We start from the raw sequence: 19,458 nt of genomic DNA, 5'->3' as shown, positions 1-19,458 counted from the left end.
CCGGGGCCTTAAATAATGCGCGTAGTGAAAAGAACTTCACGCCGCTTTCTTCTGGAACAGGGCGTAGAACAAACCGTCATGATCCTGTCCGGCGCCACCGACGGGCAGCAGTTGGCCCGGCGCATCGAGGCGGACCGCGTCGTGGCGGGCCGCGAAGGCAGCCGCTTGCGCCTCCGATTCCTGGGGCCAGAGCGAACATGTCACGAATAGCAATTTACCATTCGGCAGCAGCATCTGCCAAAGGTTGTCGAGTATTTTGGCTGAAAGTGTTGCAAGTTGGGATGTATCCGACTTGCGACGCAACCAGCGGATATCCGGGTGACGGCGCACGATGCCCGACGCCGTGCACGGCACGTCGGCCAGGATGCGGTCGTATTGACGGCCATCCCACCAGTCGGTCGCGCCGGCATCGGCCGTGACGAGCTGCGCGGCCAGGCCCAGGCGGCCCAGATTGTCGCCCACCCGGCCGAGGCGCAGCGCATCGGTGTCGACGGCCGTGAGTTCGACGTTCGCCGTCTCGAGGATATGGCCACTCTTGCCGCCAGGGGCTGCGCACGCGTCGAGCACGCGCATGCCGTCCTGCAGGTCGAGCAGCGGCGCGGCCAGCTGGGCGCCGGCATCCTGCACCGACACCACGCCCTCGGCAAAGCCGGGAATCTGGCTCACATTGATGGCCTGCGCCAGGCGCACCGCGTGCGGCCCTACCTGCTCGGCGTCCAGGCCGGCATCCTGCAGCGACTGCAGATACGCGGCGACATCCTGCCGGCGGCGGTTCACGCGCAGTGTCAGTGGCGGATGCGCGTTGCCCGCGGCAAGCACGGCTTCCCAGTCGCGCGGGTAGGCGGCGCGCGCCGTGTCGATCCACCACTGCGGATAATTCCAGCGCGCCAGCGGCGTGCGCAACGCTTCTTCGACGAGCGACTCGCGCTCGCGCAGGAAGCGCCGCAGCACTGCATTGACCATCGCCTTGGCATGCGCAAAATCGGGATGCGCCGCCGCGCCGGTGACGGCCTGGTCGACCACGGTGAACGCTTCGTACGGCGCCGGCGTGCCCTCGGGCGGGTCGAGCAGTGACAGCGCCGCGCACAGCAGCGCGCCCAGCATCGGCGGCTCGGGCGCCTTGCTCGTCATCAGGCCCAGCAGCGTTTCGCTGCGGCCCAGCTGGCGCATGGTGCGGTAGGCGATATCCTGGATCGCGCCGCGCGTCTGCGGCGTGACGTCATAGGCGCCGAACACGATCGACAGCGCCTGCGGCAGCGCCATGCCGCCCTGCACGCGGGCGACAGCGCTGGCCGCGCCCAGCAGCGCCAGCGCCAGCGAGTCGGATTTGAGGTCGGGCTTGTAGTCGCGCTGCGGCGCGACCTTGACTTCATGACTGGCGCGCAGGCGCGGCTCTTCGCGCGGCGGGCGCGCAACGTGGTGCTTCAACTGATAGCCGGACGCCGATGCTGGCTGGGCCGGTGCGCGTTCGCCCTGCGCCTGACTGCCCTGCCCTTGTCCCTGTGCGCGTGGTTGCCCGCGCTCGGCGGCCTGGGCCGGCTTGCGGCCCGCTGCGCCAGCGCCGCGCCGGTCGGACGCCGGCTTGGCCTTGGGTTTCAGGGAGAGCGTTGGACGCTTGTCAGTCATGGCGAATAAAATGTTGCGAAAATGGGCTCCCATTGTAACGGTTATGCCTTTGACGACGCTTAATATAGTGGCCGCTGTGGTTATCCTGATGGCGGGTGCTACGCTGGCCGCTGGCGCCGCAGCCCGCCAAAGCGGCCCATCAAGCTAGTATAATGTGCACTGTTTGCCTGACCTCCAGGCGCCGCCTCATTACATTTTCGACCATTCCCATGCTCGCCCAACAAAAACAACAAATCGTTACCCTGTTCCAGGCCGCCCTCGCGCCGATCGTTGCCGGTACCGATCTCACCCCGAACGTGGTGCTCGAACGGCCGCGCGATCCGTCGCACGGCGACATCGCCTGCAATATCGCGATGCAGCTGGCCAAGCCACTCAAGACCAACCCGCGCGAACTGGCCACGCGCCTGGTCGCCGCACTGCTGGCTGAACCTGGCGCAGAAGGCCTGATCGACGCAGCCGACATCGCCGGCCCCGGTTTCATCAACCTGCGCGTGGCGGCCAGCGCCAAGCAATCGGTCGCGCGCAGCGTGCTCGAACAGGGCGCGGCATTCGGTAGCAGCACCAGCGGCGCCGGCCACCATGTGATCATCGAATTCGTCTCGGCCAACCCGACCGGCCCGCTGCACGTCGGTCACGGCCGCCAGGCCGCGCTGGGCGATGCGATGGCGTCGCTGTTCCTGTCGCAGGGCCATGACGTCACGCGCGAGTTCTATTACAACGACGCGGGCGTGCAGATTGCCACGCTGGCGAACTCGGTGCAGGCGCGCGCGCGCGGCTTCAAGCCCGGCGACGCCGAGTGGCCCGAATCCGCCTACAACGGCGACTACATCGCCGACATCGCCGCCGACTTCCTGGCCAAAAAAACCGTCTCCGCCAGCGATGGCGAGCCGGCCACCGCCAGCGGCGACGTCGACGATATCGAATCGATCCGCCGCTTCGCCGTGACCTACCTGCGCAACGAGCAGGACCAGGATCTGCAGGCCTTCGGCGTCAAGTTCGACAACTACTACCTCGAGTCGTCGCTGTACGCCGACGGCAAGGTCGACACCGCCGTCAAGACGCTGGTCGACTCGGGCAAGACCTATGAAGACGGCGGCGCGCTGTGGCTCAAGACCACCGACTACGGCGACGACAAGGACCGCGTGATGCGCAAGTCTGACGGCACCTATACGTACTTCGTGCCAGACGTGGCGTACCACATCCAGAAATTCCGCCGCGGCTTCGACCAGGCGATCAACATCCAGGGCAGTGACCACCACGGCACGATCGCGCGCGTGCGCGCCGGCCTGCAGGCCGTGGACATCGGCATCCCGCAAGGCTATCCCGACTACGTGCTGCACAAGATGGTCACCGTGATGAAGGACGGCGAAGAGGTCAAGATTTCCAAGCGCGCCGGCTCGTACGTCACCGTGCGCGACCTGATCGACTGGTCGGGCGCGGGCGACGTCACGCGTGGCCGCGACGCGGTGCGCTTCTTCCTCATCTCGCGCAAGGCCGACACCGAGTTCGTGTTCGACGTGAACGTCGCGCTCGAAACGAGCGACGAGAACCCGGTGTACTACGTCCAGTACGCCCACGCGCGCATCTGCTCGGCGCTGGCCAACTGGGGCGGCGATGTCGCTTCGCTCGCAGGCGTCGACCTGTCGCCGCTCACCTCGCCGAAGGAATTCGAACTGCTGGCCAAGCTGGCGTCGTACCCTGAAGTGCTCGAGCGCGCCTTGGGCGAACTGGGCCCGCACCAGGTGGCGTTCTACCTGCGCGAACTGGCCGGCGACCTGCACAGCTACTACTTCGCGCACAAGTGGCTGCTGGACGACGACGAGCCGCTCAAGCTGGCCCGCCTCGCGCTGGCCGCAGCCACGCGCCAGGTGCTGCGCAACGGCCTCGCGCTGATCGGCGTGTCGGCGCCGGACAAAATGTAATCACTGCATCCCACTGCCCAACCAGAAAGCGTCATGACCGCCATTCGATCCTTCTCGCCCCTCCGCCAGCGCGGCAGCACCCTGACGGGCATCATCATCGGCCTGATCATCGGGTTGGGCATCGCAGTGGCGGTCGCCCTCGTGATCACCAAAGGCGCCTCGCCCTTCACCGATCGCTCCAACAAGATGGGGCGCCCGGCCGACCTCGAGCCGAGCCAGGCCAACGATCCGAACAAGCCGCTGTACGGCAGCCGCACACCGGTGCGCGAGACGCCCAAGCCGGCGCCAAGTGCACCACCAGCAGCGCCGGCCGCCCCGGCTGCAGCGCCCGCAGACGCCGATCCACTGGGCGCCGCGATCGCCGGCATGCAGGCGCCGCGCCGCGCCCCGGCCACGGCCCCATCGCCGGCGCCCGTCAACACGGTCGCTGCGGCGCCGGCGGCTGCCGCCGTCACCGACGGCTACATCTATTACCTCCAAGCGGGCGCGTTCCGCGAAATGTCGGACGCCGAAAACACCCGCGCCAAGCTGGCCCTGCTGGGCTTCGAGGCCGCCATCACCGACCGCACGACCGACAGCGGCGTGCTGCACCGCGTGCGCGTCGGCCCGTTCACGCAGGTCGAAGGCGTCAACCGCGCACGCGCCAAGCTGCTCGACAGCGGCATCGACGTCGCCATCGTGCGCAACCAGCGCTGATCCGGCATGTCACTGCCGGCGAAGCGCGTCTTCATCACCGGCGCCTCGAGCGGCATCGGCGCCGCGCTGGCGCGCGAATATGCCGCGCGCGGCGCGACGCTGGGCCTCCTGGGCCGGCGGCGCGACGCGCTCGACCAACTTCGTCAATCGCTCCCCCATTCCTCGCGCCACCAGGTGTATGCCGTCGATGTCCTCGATCGCGCGGCCCTCGCCGCCGCCGCGCAGGATTTCATTGCCGTGAACGGCGGCGCCGATATCGTCATCGCCTGTGCCGGCATTTCGCAGGGCACGCTGACCGAGCAGGTCGATGACCTGGCGGTGTTCGACGCCGTCTTCGCCACCAATGTGAATGCCACGGTGGCGACGTTCGCACCGTTCATCGCTCCCATGAAAACCCAGTCGACGCCGTGCCGCCTGGTCGGCATCGGGAGCGTGGCCGGCATTCGCGGCATGCGCGGGGCCGGCGCCTACTGCGCCAGCAAGGCCGCGCTGCACAGCTATTGCGAGGCGCTGCGCGTGGAACTGCGGCCGTCGAACATTCGCGTGGTAACCATCGCGCCCGGCTACATCGATACCCCCATGACCCGTGCCAACCGCTTTCCCATGCCCTTTTTGATGCCCCCCGAACGCTTTGCCACGCGGGCTGTTGCTGCGATCGCGCGCGGCGATAGTTACCGCGTGCTGCCGTGGCAGATGGGCGTTGTCGCCAAGCTGCTACGGCTGATGCCCAATGCCCTGTTCGACCGACTCTTTGCACGCGCACCGACCAAGCCGCGCCGGGAGCAGCCATGAACGCCGCCGCCATCGCCGCCCTGTCGCGCGCAGGCGTCGCCGTTGAAGTCGTCGCGCAGACCGGGTCGACCAACGCCGACCTGCTCGCGCGCGCTGGCACACTTGCCGCCCCGCTGCTGCTGGTGGCCGAACACCAAAGCGCCGGCCGCGGGCGCGCCGGGCGCAGCTGGCTGTCGTCGCCCGAAGGCTCGCTAACGTTTTCGCTCGCCTGGCGCTTCGACGGCGGGCCACAGGCGCTGCTTGGCCTGCCGCTGGCGGTGGGCGTGGCGCTGGCCGACACGCTTGGCACGCTGGGCCAGCAGGTACAGCTGAAGTGGCCGAACGATGTCCTCAAGGATGGCGACAAACTGGCCGGCATCCTGATCGAAACCCAGTCCGCCCCTGGCGGCGGCACCTGGACCGTGATCGGGATCGGCCTGAACCTGTTGATGCCGGACGAGATGGAAGCGCAGCTGGGCCGCAGCGCGGCCAGCATGCCATGGCTGGCGCGCATGGACCGCGACGCGTTGATGGCGGCGCTCCTCGACGGCCTGGCCGACTGCCTGCGCGAATTTGCGATGCGCGGGTTTGCCGCCTTCAGCGCGCGCTGGAACCTGCGCCATGCGTGGCAGGGCGAGACCGTCGTCCTGCTCGACGGGGGCGTCGTGCGGCACGAAGGCCGCGCCGCCGGTGTCGACGATAGCGGGCGCTTGCTGCTCGATACAGATGAAGGCCGTATCACCGTGATGGCCGGCGACGTCTCGCTGCGGGTAAAAGCATGATGCTGCTGATCGATGCCGGCAATACCCGCGTGAAGTGGGCGCTGGCAAACGACGGCGCGGCGCCTGGCGCCTGGTTGGGCACTGGTGCAGTAGCGCATGCCGGGCTGGATGCATTGGCGTCCGACTGGGCCGGCGCCACGCGTGTGCTGGTCTCGAATGTGGCGGGGCCCGCGCTGGCCGAACGCATCGCGGCCCTGCTGCCGGCGCATGCGCAGGTCGAGTGGTTCGCGTCCGCGCCGCAGCGCGCAGGCGTCACCAATGGCTACCGCGAGCCGGCGCGGCTCGGGTGCGACCGCTTTGCCGCGGCCATTGGCGCGCGCGCGCTGGTGCCCGGCCAGGACCTGATCGTGGCCACCTGCGGCACCGCGACCACGGTCGACGCGGTACGCGCCGACGGCCACTTCATCGGCGGCATGATCCTGCCCGGCCTGGCCCTGATGGCCGCAAGCCTGGCGCGCAATACGGCGCAACTGCCGCAGGTCGACGCCGGCGCGCTGCCGCCGCTGTTTGGCGACAACACGCATGATGCGATCCTGTCCGGCCTGCTCTCGGCGCAGGCGGGCGCGATCGAGCGTGCGGTGGCTGGCCTGGGCGGCGCCTTCTGCATCGTCTCGGGCGGCGCCGCGCCCCATATCGCGCCGGCCCTCAAGGTTGGGTACCAGGTGGTCGATAACATCGTACTGGTCGGCCTGCATGCAGCAGCCGCCGGCTCGACGGGAGATATGCAGTGCTGAAATTCGTGTTCTGGGCGCTGCTGGGCGCCAATGGGGTGTTGCTGGCGTATGGCCAGGGCCTGCTCGGCCAGTCACCAGATGCGGCGCGCGAGCCCGCGCGCCTGAAGAATCAGCTCGCGCCCGAACGCATGCAGCAGCTCACGCCAACGCAGGCCAGGCAGGCGGCGACGGCGAGCGTTGCACCAGCGCCGCAAGCCGAGGTGGCTGCGCCACTGCCCGAGCCTGCGCCAGCGCCGGTTGCCCGGGATCTGGTCGCCTGCGTCCAGGCGGGCCCGTTCAGTACGGCCGATGCCCGCCGCTTCGAGTCCCGTGTCGCACGGCTTGGCCTGGCGCCGCGCCAGTCGCGCATCGAGATCCCGTACCAGGAAGTGACGAGCCGCCTCGTCTACCTGCCGCCGAACGGTGGCCGCGAAGGCGCCCAGCGCCGCGTCGCCGAGCTGAAGGAACGCGGTGTGACCAACTTCTTCATCATGCAAAACGACACGTCGCCATTGCGGTATGCGATTTCGCTGGGCGTGTTCAAGTCGGACGGCGCGGCGCAAAAGCTCGTGGCCGACCTGCAGCGCCAGGGCGTGCGCGGCGTGCGCATCCTGCCACGCGGACCGCAAGTGACGCGCGCCGGCTACCAGTATCGCCAGATCGATGCTGCCGAGCGCGACCGCTTGACTGGCATTGCCGACAACTACAGTGGCGTCGCCCTTACTCGCTGCAGCTGAACCACCTAGCAGTCCATCGATAGCGCACCTGCGGGTGCGCTTTTTTTCGTCCATGCGTATTGCGCAGGCGCGAAAAAGTGTCGAATTTCTTTACACTAAATTTTTTTAAGAAAATAAGATTGTTTATAATCAATGAGTTGCTCAGTTGGCATAACAATTGCTATATACAAATAATTGTTTCTTAAATTAAACCTTAACCTTGCCATGAAAAAACTGATCACCACTGCTTTGCTGACCACCCTGTGCACCATCTCCGCTGCAGCACTGGCCACCCCCATCGCCATGACCGGCGCGTTCGCGTCGAGCGACCTGGCCAATAACAACTACAGCGCCGTGTTCAGTGGCAAGTCGTTCCTGCCGGCCGACTACACGGTCAACAGCCTGACGTATTCGTTCTCGTTCCGTGACGATGGAACGGATACGTATACGACGTCGGCACCGGTCTCCACCGGCAGCAACATGACGGGCTGGCGTCCCCACACCTCGATCAGCTACGCACGGTACCTGACCAATTACGCAACGGTAGAGCGCACGCGCCAGCAGGAAAGCGCCGCGCTGTCGATCGGCGGCGTCGTTCTCGGGACGGGCAGCACGTCATTGCTTGAGTCGAGCACGACCGCATCGAGCCCGCTTCAGGTCAAATACGAAGGCAGAGGCTGCAACTTCTACGCTTGCTATGATCTGTACACGAAGAGCTGGACCGATACGACGACCATTACCCGCGACTACACCGGCGCCTTCACGATCAGCGGTATCATCTCGAACGGTTCGATCATCGACGAACTGCTGCGCAGCGACCAGCTGACGCTGAATCTGAAAATCGCGGGCGACCTGATTCTGACCAATTCACAGCTGCTGCTGGATTACACGGAAGTCGAGGCGTCCGCCGAAGTGCCGGAGCCATCGAGCATCCTGCTGGCGCTCGCCGGTCTGGCCGGTCTGGGCGCCGTGCGTCGCCGCCGCAAGCGCGCAGCCGTATAAAACGGTTCGGAACGATCCGGCGAGGCGTCAGCGCCGCACGACAATCGGCTTCAATCCCAATGAAGCCGGCAGCGCGTCCATCGCCTCGACCGCCTCGGCGCGGGTCGGATACGGCCCGCCGTACAGCCGATTGAATGCCCCCACCTTCACCACCTCGAGCGTGCCCACGTCCACGCCGGCGCGCGCGATCTGGTCGCTGATCGCTTCGGCGGTGCCGGTGCGGCCATAGGCGCCAAGCTGGATGTAATAGTCGCCCGTCGTGGCGCGCGCGGCCGATGCCGCTTGTGCCGCAGGTGTTGCCGGCTCCACCAGGCGCACGACGGCGCCGCTGTCGGACTGCACCCGGTCTTCGAGCATCAGCGCGGCGATCTCGGGCGGCGCCGATTGCGCCTGCGATGTCGCTTCACGCCGCGCGGCGGCAATCTGCGCCGGATTGACGATCGGATCGCCCGGGAACAGGCGCTCGATCTCGACCTCGTGGCTACCGTTACCGAGCAGGCCCAGTTTCAGCGCGGCCGTGTACGACACGTCGATGATGCGCGTGGAATGGAACGGGCCGCGATCGTTGATGCGCACGACCACCGACTGCCCGCTTTCCAGGCTGGTCACGCGCACGTACGACGGAATCGGCAATGTCGGGTGTGCGCCCGTCATCTTGTACATGTCGTAGAGCTCACCGGAGGCCGTGCGCTGGCCATGGAATTTCTTGCCATACCAGGTGCTGATGCCGCGCTGGGTCAACCGTTCATCGTTGCCCAGCGGCGTGTAGGTCTTGCCCAGCACCGTGTAGGGACGGCTGGTGAACTTGTTGAACGGTTCGGCCACGACGACCGCGTCGGGCGTCTCGAGCAGGCCGTCGGGCGGATTCTCGCCCGGGCCGTCGTCCTTGTAGTAGCCGCCCCGCCCTGAATTGGCGGGCGGCAGCTTGGGCGCGGGGCCATGCTTGGCGGTGGGCTTGTGCGGCCACGGGAATGGCGACAAGCGCTTGTGTTCACCGGTACTGCTGCACGCCGTGACAAGAAAGGCAACCACTACGACCGCCGGGATGTTTTTGCGAACGCCCATTGGCAGTCCTCCTGCTAGTTAAGTCTTCACCAGTTTACGGTGTCTTTGAATACTCATCAATATGCCGGCGCCAAGGCCGAGTGTGATAAAGGCAGTGCCACCATAGCTCATGAAGGGCAGCGGCACCCCGACCACGGGCAGGATGCCCGCCACCATGCCCATGTTGACGAAGGCATAGGTAAAGAAAATCATCGAGATCGACCCGGCCAGCAGGCGCCCGAAAGTATTGGCTGCATTGGCCGCGATCATCAGGCCGCGCCCGATCAGGAGCAGGTACACGAACAGCAGGAACAGGTTGCCGATCAGGCCGAATTCTTCCGAATACACCGAGAACACGAAGTCGGTGGTCCTTTCGGGCACGAATTCCAGGTAACCCTGCGTGCCCTTCATATAGCCCTTGCCGCTCACGCCACCGGAGCCGATCGCAATGATCGACTGGATGATGTGAAAGCCCTTGCCCAGCGGGTCCGAGGTAGGATCGATCAGCGTCAGCACCCGCTCGCGCTGGTAATCGTGCATCATCGACCAGCCCACCGGCAGGCTGGCCAGCCCCAGTACCGACACGGCGGCGATGGCCTTCCACGACAGGCCGGCCAGGAAGATCACGTACAGCCCCGACGATGCCACCAGCAGCGACGTGCCCAGGTCGGGCTGCTTCATGATGAACGCCACCGGGATCATCAGGAGCGCCCCGGCGGCCAGGTAATTCTTCCAGCCCGCGACCTGGGCCCGGGTCTGGAAATACCAGGCCAGCATCAGGGGCACGCCGATCTTCATGATCTCGGACGGCTGGATGTCGATCACGCCGATGTGCAGCCAGCGCCGCGCGCCCTTCTTGATCAGGCCAAACATGGCCACTGCGACCAGCAGCGCCACGCCGATGGTATAGATCGGTACCGCCAGGCGCATCAGCGTTTGCGGCGCGATGTTCGCGGCGATCCACATCACGGCAAACGACAGCAGGAAGTTACGGATCTGGTGCTCAACGCGGTCCGGGAAGTCGGCGCCGGCCGACGACATGGTGACCATGCTGATCGTGACCAGGACCGCCAGGATCAGCGTGAGCGGCAGGTCGAACACCGTGAAATAGGGGCGCAGGCGCCGCCGCAGCGAACGCCGTTCTGGGATATGGGCCATGGTTTACTCGGTTCGGGTGACGGCGGGTGCGCTGGCCGTCTGGAGCGGTGCGGTCACGGGCGCTGGCGCTGGTGCTGGTGCTGGCGCGGTCTTCTTGACGGTGACGGGGCGCTCGGCCTTTTTTGGTTCGGCCGGCGGCGCCGGGCGCTTGCCCAGGATGGCGTAATCGAGCACCTTGCGCGCGATCGGCGCGGCCACGGCCCCGCCAAAGCCGGCGTTTTCAACGACCATCGCCAGCGCGATACGCGGCTGCTCGGCCGGCGCAAACACGGTAAACAGTGCATTGTCGCGATGGCGTTCATCGATCGCGTTGGCATTGTATTTCTTGCCGCGCAGGCCAATCACCTGGGCGGTGCCGGTCTTGCCGCCGGCGGTGTACAGGGCGCCGGCAAAGGCTTTCTGGCCGGTGCCTTCGCGGATCACGCCCGCCATCGCATCCTTGATGAAGGCGATGTGCTCGGGCTTCATGGCCAGGCGCCGGGTTTCCTTCGGCACGGTCAGTGTGCGCTCGCGGGTGGCGCCGTCCTCGATCATCTTGACCAGGTGCGGCTTCATCACCACGCCGTTGTTGGCCAGGATCGCGGTCGCATGCGCCAGTTGCAGCATGGTGTAGTTGTTGAAGCCCTGGCCAATCGACACCGAGATGGTATCGCCGCCGACCCACTTCTGGGCCGCAGGATTGCGCTTGAAGCGCTCGGCCTTCCACTCCTTCGAGGGCAGCACGCCGGTCTTTTCGTAATCGAGGTCGATCCCGGTCGGCTGGCCAAAGCCGAATTCGCGCATGAACTTCGAGATGTTATCGATCCCCATCTCGTTGGACAGCTGATAGTAATAGGTGTCGCATGAGTGGGCGATCGAATGGTACATATTGACGATGCCGTGGCCGCCCGGCTTGTCGTCGTTGAAGCGGTGCCCGCCCAGCATGAAGAAACCGGGATCGCGGATCGCATCCTGCGGCCGGCGGAACCCCAGCTCGAGCGCCGCCAGCGACATGAACGGCTTGAAGGTCGAGCCAGGCGGATAGGTGCCCGACAGCGGCCGGTTCATCAGCGGCTTGTCGAGCGAGGTATTGAGTTCGTTCCAGCTCTGGGTATCGATGCCGTCGACGAACAGGTTCGGATCGAAGCCGGGACGCGACACGTACGCGAGCACGTCACCGGTGGCCGGCTCGATCGCCACCAGCGCGCCGCGCTGGTCGCCGAACGCTTCTTCGGCGATCTTTTGCAGTTCGATGTCGATCGACAGGATCAGGTTACTGCCCGGCGTGGGCGCCGTGCGGCGCAGCGTGCGGATGGCGCGCCCGCCAGCGGAGCGCTCGACCTGCTCATAGCCGGTCTGGCCGTGCAGCTGGCGCTCGTAGCGCTTCTCGACGCCTTCCTTGCCCATGTGGTCGGTGCCGTTGTAATTGGCCGCGTCGTCGCTCTCTTCGAGCGCGTCCGATTCCTTCTGGTTGATGCGGCCGATATAGCCGATCACGTGCGAGGCCACCTCGCCCATTGGATACTGGCGAAACAGGCGCGCCTGCACTTCGACACCAGGAAAGCGAAAGCGCTGCGCGGTGAAGCGCGCCACTTCGTCATCGGTCAGGCGCGTGCGCAGCGGAACGCTGGCAAAGCTGCGCGACTCTTCCAGCAAGCGCTTGAAGCGGCGCCGGTCGCGCGGCTCGATCTGCACCAGCTTGGCCAGTTCGTCGATCACCGATTCCATGTTCGCCTGCAGCTTCGATGGTGTCAGTTCGAGCGTGTAGGCCGAATAATTACGCGCCAGGACCACGCCATTGCGGTCGACGATCAGGCCGCGGTTGGGCACGATCGGCACCAGCGCGATGCGGTTGTCCTCGGCCTGGGCCGCGTACTGGTCGTGGTGCAGCACCTGCAGCCACACGACGCGCGCGACCAAGAGGCCAAAGCAAATGAAGACCAGGGCGATCAGCACCGTCAGGCGCATCCGGAACTGGTGGATCTCGCGATCGCTGTCTTTGAATTCGGTCATGCGCGTATGGGTCGATTCAGGTCGATTCGGATCGTCAGATCGGACGGGTGTGGTCGCGGTCGACCGCGCGGCGCTGGGGCGCCAGCAGCAGCCAGGTGATCACGGGCCACAGGATCACCGCCACCACGCTTTCGATGAATTGCAACAGGCCCGGGAAGCGGCCGGAGACGATGAAATGCACGATCAGCTGGATCGCCTGCGCCATCAGGAGCAGCGGGAACACGTGCATGGCCTGGGTAAGCGTCGGGAACCACAGCACCCGGCGGTGGATCATGATGGCAAAGTACGACAGCAGCGTATAGGCCAGCGCGTTCTCGCCCAGGAGGCTCGCATCGTGCACGTCCATCAGGAGGCCCATGCAGAAGGCGACACCGATGCCGACCTTGCGCGGCTGGTGGATGCCCCAGAAGACCAGCACCAGTGCGACGAAGTCGGGCGCGCCGAGCCAGCGGCCCCACGGCATCAGGTTGAGCATGAAGGCGCACACCAGGCTGAACGTGATGAACAGCGGGCTGACGGGCAGCAGGATGTAATGCGGGCGGTTACCTGGCATGGTCGCTTATCGGGTTGGTGACGGTGCTGCCGGCGCAGGTGCGACTGGCGTCGGTGCAGGTTGCGCCCGGACCGCCGGTGCAGTGGCGGCGCGTGTCGTTGCAGCCGGCACAGGTGTGGTCAGCGTCGTCGTTGGCGCGGCGCCCGGGGTGACCGGCGTCGCCGGCGCAACCGGCGACTGCACGGCCGCTGGTGCGCCAGCGGCCGGCAATGGCGAGGCGGGCAACGGCGGCGTCGGCACCGGCGCCATTGCCGGCAGCTTGCGGCGGTTGCCGGTTGGCGGCGTTTCCTGCGGCGGGCGCGCCGGCAAGGCGTGGTTCGACATGATCACGAGCACCTGGCGGTTGCGGTCGATGCCGGCCAGCGGCAGGCCGACGACGCGGCCGAACGAGCCGGTCGCTTTTTCGACCTGCGTCACGCGCGCCACGGCCAGGCCGGCCGGGTACATGCCGTCCAGGCCCGACGTGACCAGCACGTCACCGACCTGGATGTCGGCATCCTGGGCCACGAAGCGCAGATCGAGCTGGCCGGAGTGACCGCGACCGTAGACGATGCTGCGCAAACCGCTGCGCAGCACCTGGACGGGAATGGCCTGGTCCTTGTCGGTCAGGAGCGTGACTTCGGACGTGAACGGAAACACACGCGTGACCTGCCCCACCACGCCAGCATGGTCGATCACCGGCAGGCCAGGCGTGACATCGTCGCGCGAGCCGCGGTTGATGACGATGCGGCGCGTCGACGGATCGCGCGCGTCGTACAGGATTTCAGCCATCTGCGATTGCACGGGCAGTTGCTGCTTGGCGTCCATCAGGCGCCGCAGGTGGATGTTCTCGGCCATCTGGAACTGCGCCTGCTGCAGCAGGCGGGCCTGGGCCAGCTCCTGGTTCTTCAGCGCCTGGACCTGCTTTTGCAGCGTGGAGACGGACGAGAAATAGACGCCCATATTGCCCACCGCATCGCGCGGCAGCATGGCGGCCATCTGCATCGGGTACAGCACGGTCGCAGCGACCGTACGCACACCGGCAAGAAGCCCCATGCGGGCATCGACCACCAGCAGAACGATCGCGATCAGCGCGAACACCGTCACCTTGACACGCGCGGGCGCGCCTTGTTTGAACAGCGGCGGAGGACTATATTCCATGAGCTCTGGTGGTGGTAACGCGGGAGTTCATATCAAGACGGGCAGATGCGCGCAGCTTGTGACCGCACGCCCTGCCCGTCCTGGAAGACCACGTGCGGCTTATTCGTACGAGAAGATGGAACCGAGTTTGTCCATCCGTTCCAGCGCCATGCCCGAGCCGCGCACCACGCAGGTCAGCGGGTCTTCGGCCACCAGCACCGGCAGGCCGGTTTCTTCCATCAGCAGGCGATCCAGGTCGCGCAGCAGTGCGCCGCCGCCGGTGAGCATCATGCCCTTTTCGGCGATGTCGGCGCCCAGTTCGGGCGGAGCCTGTTCCAGCGCGTTCTTCACGGCCGAGACGATCTGGTTCAGCGGGTCGGTCAGCGCTTCGAGGATCTCGTTGCTCGAGATCGTAAATGAGCGCGGGATGCCTTCGGACAGGTTGCGGCCCTTGACTTCCATCTCCTTGACTTCCGAACCCGGGAACGCCGAGCCGATCGCCTTCTTGATTGCTTCGGCGGTCTGTTCGCCGATCAGCATGCCGTAGTTACGGCGGATGTAGTTGACGATGGCTTCGTCGAACTTGTCGCCGCCCACGCGCACCGATCCCTTGTAGACCATGCCGCCCAACGAGATGATGCCCACTTCGGTGGTGCCGCCGCCGATGTCGACGACCATCGAGCCGGTTGCTTCCGAGACTGGCAGGCCGGCGCCGATGGCCGCGGCCATTGGCTCTTCGATCAGGTACACCTGCGAGGCGCCGGCGCCAAGGGCCGATTCACGGATGGCGCGGCGCTCAACCTGGGTCGAACCGCATGGCACGCAGATGATGATGCGTGGCGACGGGCGGAAGAATTTGGACTCGTGCACCATGCGGATGAACTGCTTGAGCATCTGTTCGGTGACGGTGAAGTCGGCGATCACGCCATCCTTCATCGGGCGGATCGCCTCGATATTGCCCGGCACCTTGCCCAGCATCTGCTTGGCTTCCTTGCCGACCGCCTGGATCGTCTTCTTGCCATTTGGCCCGCCCTGCTGGCGGATCGCGACGACCGACGGCTCGTCCAGGACGATACCCAGGCCGCGCACATAAATCAGCGTGTTGGCGGTACCGAGGTCAATGGCGAGGTCGTTCGAGAAATAGCTGCGTAAAAAACCAAACATGGGTGTCCTGATGCGCATCAATGTGCGCCTAAACATTGATCGGGGATTCTGTGCCGCACCTGCCAACCGAGGGCACCGCGGACTTTCATTGCGCGGGAGCCATAGCTTTCGGCACGACAACGCATTAGCCCGCCATTCTACCTTATAATTTGTCGTTTACATGCCCAATACAGGTGGATTTCCCCACCGAATTGCAAGCGGTTTGCGCGATATTTGAAGGGTTTTATCAACTTTAAAATGCTGTTCGCTGACAACTTGCTAACATTCTTTATTCGCCTAATCACATTCTGCGCAGCCTTGGGCCGCGCCACCTTGCCATGTCCCTGACCCTATCTGACGTAAAACGCATTGCCAACCTGGCCCAGCTCGAAATGAATGAGGCCGATGCCGAGATCGCGCTGACCGAGCTGAACGGCATTTTCGCGCTGGCCGAGCAGATGCAGGCGGTCGACACCACCGGCGTGGCGCCATTGGCGCAGCCGCTGTCGGCGATCCTCGCCTTGCCGCTGCGCCTGCGCGACGACGTGGTGACCGAACAGAACCACCGCGACGATTACCAGGCACCGGCCCCGAAAGCCCAGGACGGCCTGTATCTGGTGCCGAAGGTCATCGAGTAATCCCGGCTTTTGAATCGCTCACGAATCCGCTTTTAGAATCGACACGCACATGCATAACAAGACCCTCAAGGAGCTGTCCGCGCTCCTGCACTCGAAGCAGATCTCGAGCACCGAACTGACGCGCCACTACCTCGGCCGCATCGACGCCAGCGAGCATAACGCCTTCCTGCACGTGGACCACGCGCGCTCGCTGGCCCAGGCCGCCGAGGCCGACGTGCGCTTCGCCGCCGGCACGGCCGGCCCGCTGACCGGCGTGCCGATCGCGCACAAGGATATTTTCGTCACGCGCGACTGGCGCACGACGGCCGGCTCGAAGATGCTCGAGGGCTACGTCAGCCCGTTCGATGCCACCGTGGTCGAGCGCTTCCGCAATGCCGGCATGGTCACGCTGGGCAAGGTCAACCTCGACGAATTCGCGATGGGCTCGGCCAATGAAAACTCGGCCTACGGCGCAGTGAAGAATCCATGGGACACGACGGCAGTGCCAGGCGGCTCGTCGGGCGGCTCGGCGGCAGCGATCGCTGCGCGCCTGGCGCCGGCGGCCACCGCCACCGATACTGGCGGCTCGATCCGCCAGCCGGCCGCGTTCTGCGGCGTCACCGGCATCAAGCCAACGTACGGGCGCGTATCGCGCTTCGGCATGATCGCGTTTGCCTCGTCGCTCGACCAGGGCGGCCCGATCGCCCAGAGCGCCGAGGATTGCGCGCTGCTGCTGAATGAAATGATCGGCTTCGACGAGCGCGATTCGACCAGCCTGACGGTCGACCAGGGCAACGTCGCGGAAGACTACACGCGCGCGCTGGATCACCCGCTGACCGGGCTGCGCATCGGCGTGCCAGCCGAGTATTTCGGCGAAGGCCTGGCGAGCGACGTCGAAGCCGCCGTGCGCGCGGCGCTCGAACAGTTCGTGAAACTGGGCGCGACGCTGGTGGACATCTCGCTGCCGAAGACCGCGCTGTCGATCCCGACCTATTACATCATCGCGCCGGCGGAAGCCTCGTCGAACCTGTCGCGTTTTGACGGTGTGCGCTACGGCCACCGCGCCAGCGAGTACAAGGATTTGCAGGACATGTACCGCAAAACCCGCGCCGAAGGTTTCGGCACGGAGGTCAAGCGCCGCATCCTGGTGGGCACCTATGTGCTGTGCCACGGCTACTACGATGCGTATTACGTGCAGGCGCAGAAGATCCGGCGCCTGATCGCCGACGACTTCCAGGCTGCGTTTGCCGACAAGTGCGACGTGATCATGGGCCCGGTCGCACCGACCGTGGCGTGGGACCTGGGCGCGAAGTCGAACGATCCGGTGGCGAACTACCTGGCCGACATCTACACGCTCTCGACCAGCCTGGCGGGCCTGCCCGGCATGTCGATCCCATGCGGCTTCGGCGCCGGCGAGAAGAATGGCAAGCGGCCGGTCGGCCTGCAAATCATCGGCAACTACTTCGCCGAAGCCAGGCTGCTCAACATCGCGCACCAGTACCAGCTCGCGACCGATTGGCATACGCGCACGCCGGACGGCGTTTGATTCGCGCCGACACAGAACAAAGAGAGAACACTATGCAATGGGAAGTCGTCATCGGTCTTGAGAACCACGTGCAGCTCACGACCCAATCGAAAATCTTCAGCGGCAGCGCGATCCGTTTCGGCGCCGAGCCAAACACGCAAGCCAGCCCGGTCGACCTGGCGCTGCCAGGCGTGCTGCCGGTGCTGAACCGCGGCGCGGTCGAACGCGCGATCCGTTTCGGCCTGGCGGTCGGCGGCACCATCGCGCCGGAGTCGGTCTTCGCGCGCAAGAACTACTTTTATCCCGACCTGCCGAAGGGTTACCAGATCAGCCAGTTCGCCGATCCGGTGGTCCAGGGCGGCACGCTGTCCTTCGCCTACGAAAAAGACGGCAAGCTCGAGATGAAGACGGTCAACCTGACCCGCGCCCACCTCGAGGAAGACGCGGGCAAGTCGCTGCATGAAGACTATGCGGGCATGAGCGGGATCGACCTGAATCGCGCCGGTACGCCGCTGCTCGAGATCGTGTCCGAACCTGAAATGCGCAGCGCCGCCGAAGCGGTGGCGTACGCCAAGGCGATGCACTCGCTGGTGATGTGGCTGGGTGTTTGCGACGGCAATATGCAAGAGGGTTCGTTCCGCTGCGACGTCAACGTCTCGGTGCGTCCGGTCGGCCAGCAGGAATTCGGCACGCGCTGCGAAATCAAGAACCTGAACTCGTTCCGCTTCATGGAAGAAGCGATCCATTACGAAGTGCGGCGCCAGATCGAGCTGATCGAAGACGGCGGCAAGGTCATCCAGGCCACGCGCCTGTGGGACCCGGACCGCAAAGAAACGCGCTCGATGCGCACGAAAGAAGACGCGCAGGATTACCGCTACTTTCCCGACCCTGACCTGCCGCCGCTGGCGATCGGCCAGGACTGGATCGAGCGCGTGAAAGCGGAAATGCCGGAACTGCCAGGCGCCATGCGCGCACGCTTCACGGGCGAATACGGCCTGCCGGAATACGACAGCCTGGTCCTGACCTCGTCGCAGACGATGGCGACGTACTACGAAGCAGTGGTGGCGAAAGCCGGCAAGGAAAACGCGAAGTCGGCCGCCAACTGGATGATGGGCGACGTGTCGTCGACACTGAATCGCGAAGGCGTCGAGCTGCAAGCTTCGCCCGTAAGCGCCGCGCAACTGGCGCTGCTGCTCAAGCGCATCGCCGACGGCACGATCTCGAACAAGGCCGCAAAGGAAGTCTTCGCTGCAATGTGGGACGCCAAATCGGACGACGAAGCGCTGGCCGACACCGTCATCGACCAGAAAGGCCTGAAACAGATCTCGGACACGGGCGCACTGGAAGCCATCGTCGACGAAGTCCTGGCCGCCAACGCCAAATCCGTCGAACAATACCGCGCCGGCAAAGAAGCAGCGATCAACGCACTGATCGGCCAGGCCATGAAAGCCTCCAAAGGCAAAGCCAACCCAGCGCAAGTGACCGAACTGCTGAAGAAAAAGCTGACCAGCTAACCCTTTCTCCTCAATTAGGGTCAGAGTCGAATTATTGAGCAATTGCCCACAATTGCCAGCAATCCGACGCTGACCCTGATTCATTTTTACCCGCACTAATTGCCCAGCCTTGCCACTATGTCCCCACTTATCGGGCGAGCGCGAGCAATTGCCCGACAATTCGACTCTGACCCTATTTGTCTGGATGGCCCAAACTGTCCGCAAAGTAGGAAAGCTGGTCCGATTCCTGGTCAATTCATCAAACTGGCAAGCGATATTCCAAGCGGAAAATAAATCGATTCCTGCAAGCACATAAACAATGAGGGTCAGAGTCGAATTGTTTGACAACATTCGGTAATTGCCCAATAAGTCGACTCTGACCCTCATTAATTTGCAAGAGTTTCCGCCAATCAAAATTAGGGTCAGAGTCGAATTGTTTGGCAACTTTGGGTAATTGCCCAACAATTCTACTCTGAGGTATCCCGGGTTTCGTGGACATCCGTAATAGGAGACAATAGTCACCATGGATAAAACGACAAAACCCTCGCCCAAGCGGACTATTCACACCAGCGAATTCAAGAGCAAT

17 protein-coding genes are annotated in these 19,458 nt (G+C 64.9%); 10 read left to right on the top strand and 7 right to left on the bottom strand.

All coding sequences use genetic code 11. The features are described 5' to 3' along the window. Positions 1–36 precede the first annotated feature (36 nt). Positions 37–1,626, bottom strand: coding sequence for a 16S rRNA (cytosine(967)-C(5))-methyltransferase RsmB (gene rsmB / locus AC56LV_RS18295; RefSeq protein WP_499559732.1), 1,590 nt, complete (start codon positions 1,624–1,626; stop codon positions 37–39). A 209-nt stretch (positions 1,627–1,835) separates the two neighbouring features. Between rsmB and argS the strand changes: the two genes are divergently transcribed. From argS to AC56LV_RS18260, 7 genes are all read left to right on the top strand, one after another. Then, the gene (gene argS, locus AC56LV_RS18290) at positions 1,836–3,548 is read left to right on the top strand and encodes an arginine--tRNA ligase (protein ID WP_499559730.1); all 1,713 of its coding nucleotides are present in this window, start codon (positions 1,836–1,838) and stop codon (positions 3,546–3,548) included. A gap of 33 nt (positions 3,549–3,581) precedes the next feature. Next, the gene (locus AC56LV_RS18285) at positions 3,582–4,244 is read left to right on the top strand and encodes an SPOR domain-containing protein (protein ID WP_499559728.1); all 663 of its coding nucleotides are present in this window, start codon (positions 3,582–3,584) and stop codon (positions 4,242–4,244) included. Positions 4,245–4,250: 6 nt separating this feature from the next. After that, a complete protein-coding gene (locus AC56LV_RS18280) occupies positions 4,251–5,036 on the top strand; it encodes an SDR family oxidoreductase (protein ID WP_499559726.1) in 786 nt (261 codons plus the stop codon). Then, the gene (locus AC56LV_RS18275; RefSeq protein WP_499559724.1) at positions 5,033–5,797 is read left to right on the top strand and encodes a biotin--[acetyl-CoA-carboxylase] ligase; all 765 of its coding nucleotides are present in this window, start codon (positions 5,033–5,035) and stop codon (positions 5,795–5,797) included. Before AC56LV_RS18280 ends, AC56LV_RS18275 begins: the two co-directional genes overlap by 4 nt. After that, positions 5,794–6,531 carry a type III pantothenate kinase gene (locus AC56LV_RS18270; protein WP_499559722.1) on the top strand — a complete coding sequence of 246 codons (738 nt, stop codon included), beginning with the start codon at positions 5,794–5,796 and terminating at the stop codon, positions 6,529–6,531. Before AC56LV_RS18275 ends, AC56LV_RS18270 begins: the two co-directional genes overlap by 4 nt. Continuing rightward, a complete protein-coding gene (locus AC56LV_RS18265; RefSeq protein ID WP_499559720.1) occupies positions 6,525–7,247 on the top strand; it encodes an SPOR domain-containing protein in 723 nt (240 codons plus the stop codon). The genes AC56LV_RS18270 and AC56LV_RS18265 overlap by 7 nt, the downstream gene beginning before the upstream one ends. Positions 7,248–7,451: 204 nt before the next feature. Continuing rightward, a complete protein-coding gene (locus tag AC56LV_RS18260) occupies positions 7,452–8,228 on the top strand; it encodes a PEP-CTERM sorting domain-containing protein (RefSeq protein ID WP_499559718.1) in 777 nt (258 codons plus the stop codon). Between the two features lie 27 nt (positions 8,229–8,255). On the opposite strand, the gene AC56LV_RS18255 is transcribed toward AC56LV_RS18260, so the two are convergent. The 6 genes from AC56LV_RS18255 to AC56LV_RS18230 all read right to left on the bottom strand — a co-directional run bounded on the left by AC56LV_RS18255 (position 8,256) and on the right by AC56LV_RS18230 (position 15,258). After that, on the bottom strand, positions 8,256–9,293 hold the full coding sequence (locus AC56LV_RS18255) for a septal ring lytic transglycosylase RlpA family protein (protein ID WP_499559716.1): 1,038 nt from the start codon (positions 9,291–9,293) through the stop codon (positions 8,256–8,258). Between the two features lie 18 nt (positions 9,294–9,311). Further along, positions 9,312–10,430, bottom strand: coding sequence for a rod shape-determining protein RodA (gene rodA / locus AC56LV_RS18250; protein WP_499559714.1), 1,119 nt, complete (start codon positions 10,428–10,430; stop codon positions 9,312–9,314). 3 nt (positions 10,431–10,433) lie between these two features. After that, positions 10,434–12,422 carry a penicillin-binding protein 2 gene (gene mrdA / locus AC56LV_RS18245; protein WP_499559712.1) on the bottom strand — a complete coding sequence of 663 codons (1,989 nt, stop codon included), beginning with the start codon at positions 12,420–12,422 and terminating at the stop codon, positions 10,434–10,436. A gap of 34 nt (positions 12,423–12,456) precedes the next feature. Continuing rightward, positions 12,457–12,975 (bottom strand): rod shape-determining protein MreD, encoded by a 519-nt coding sequence (gene mreD / locus AC56LV_RS18240; RefSeq protein WP_183556682.1) that lies wholly within the window; start codon positions 12,973–12,975, stop codon positions 12,457–12,459. A gap of 6 nt (positions 12,976–12,981) precedes the next feature. Next, positions 12,982–14,115, bottom strand: a complete 1,134-nt coding sequence (mreC, locus tag AC56LV_RS18235) for a rod shape-determining protein MreC (RefSeq protein WP_499559710.1) — start codon at positions 14,113–14,115, stop codon at positions 12,982–12,984. 99 nt (positions 14,116–14,214) lie between these two features. Beyond that, positions 14,215–15,258, bottom strand: a complete 1,044-nt coding sequence (locus tag AC56LV_RS18230; RefSeq protein ID WP_183556678.1) for a rod shape-determining protein — start codon at positions 15,256–15,258, stop codon at positions 14,215–14,217. Between the two features lie 317 nt (positions 15,259–15,575). Between AC56LV_RS18230 and gatC the strand changes: the two genes are divergently transcribed. The 3 genes from gatC to gatB are packed head-to-tail and all read left to right on the top strand — an operon-like array spanning position 15,576 to position 18,893. After that, a complete protein-coding gene (gene gatC, locus AC56LV_RS18225; RefSeq protein WP_183556676.1) occupies positions 15,576–15,875 on the top strand; it encodes an Asp-tRNA(Asn)/Glu-tRNA(Gln) amidotransferase subunit GatC in 300 nt (99 codons plus the stop codon). Positions 15,876–15,924: 49 nt separating this feature from the next. Next, positions 15,925–17,400: an Asp-tRNA(Asn)/Glu-tRNA(Gln) amidotransferase subunit GatA gene (gatA, locus tag AC56LV_RS18220; protein ID WP_499559708.1), complete on the top strand. Its 1,476-nt coding sequence runs from the start codon at positions 15,925–15,927 to the stop codon at positions 17,398–17,400. A gap of 32 nt (positions 17,401–17,432) precedes the next feature. Further along, entirely contained in the window at positions 17,433–18,893 is a 1,461-nt protein-coding gene (gatB, locus tag AC56LV_RS18215; RefSeq protein ID WP_499559706.1) for an Asp-tRNA(Asn)/Glu-tRNA(Gln) amidotransferase subunit GatB, read from the top strand. The last annotated feature ends 565 nt before the right edge of the window (positions 18,894–19,458 follow it).

Source organism: Telluria sp. RB2R28 (assembly GCF_059685835.1).
Note: the sequence above shows the minus strand (reverse complement) of the source record. Positions and strands in the feature narration are given on the sequence as shown.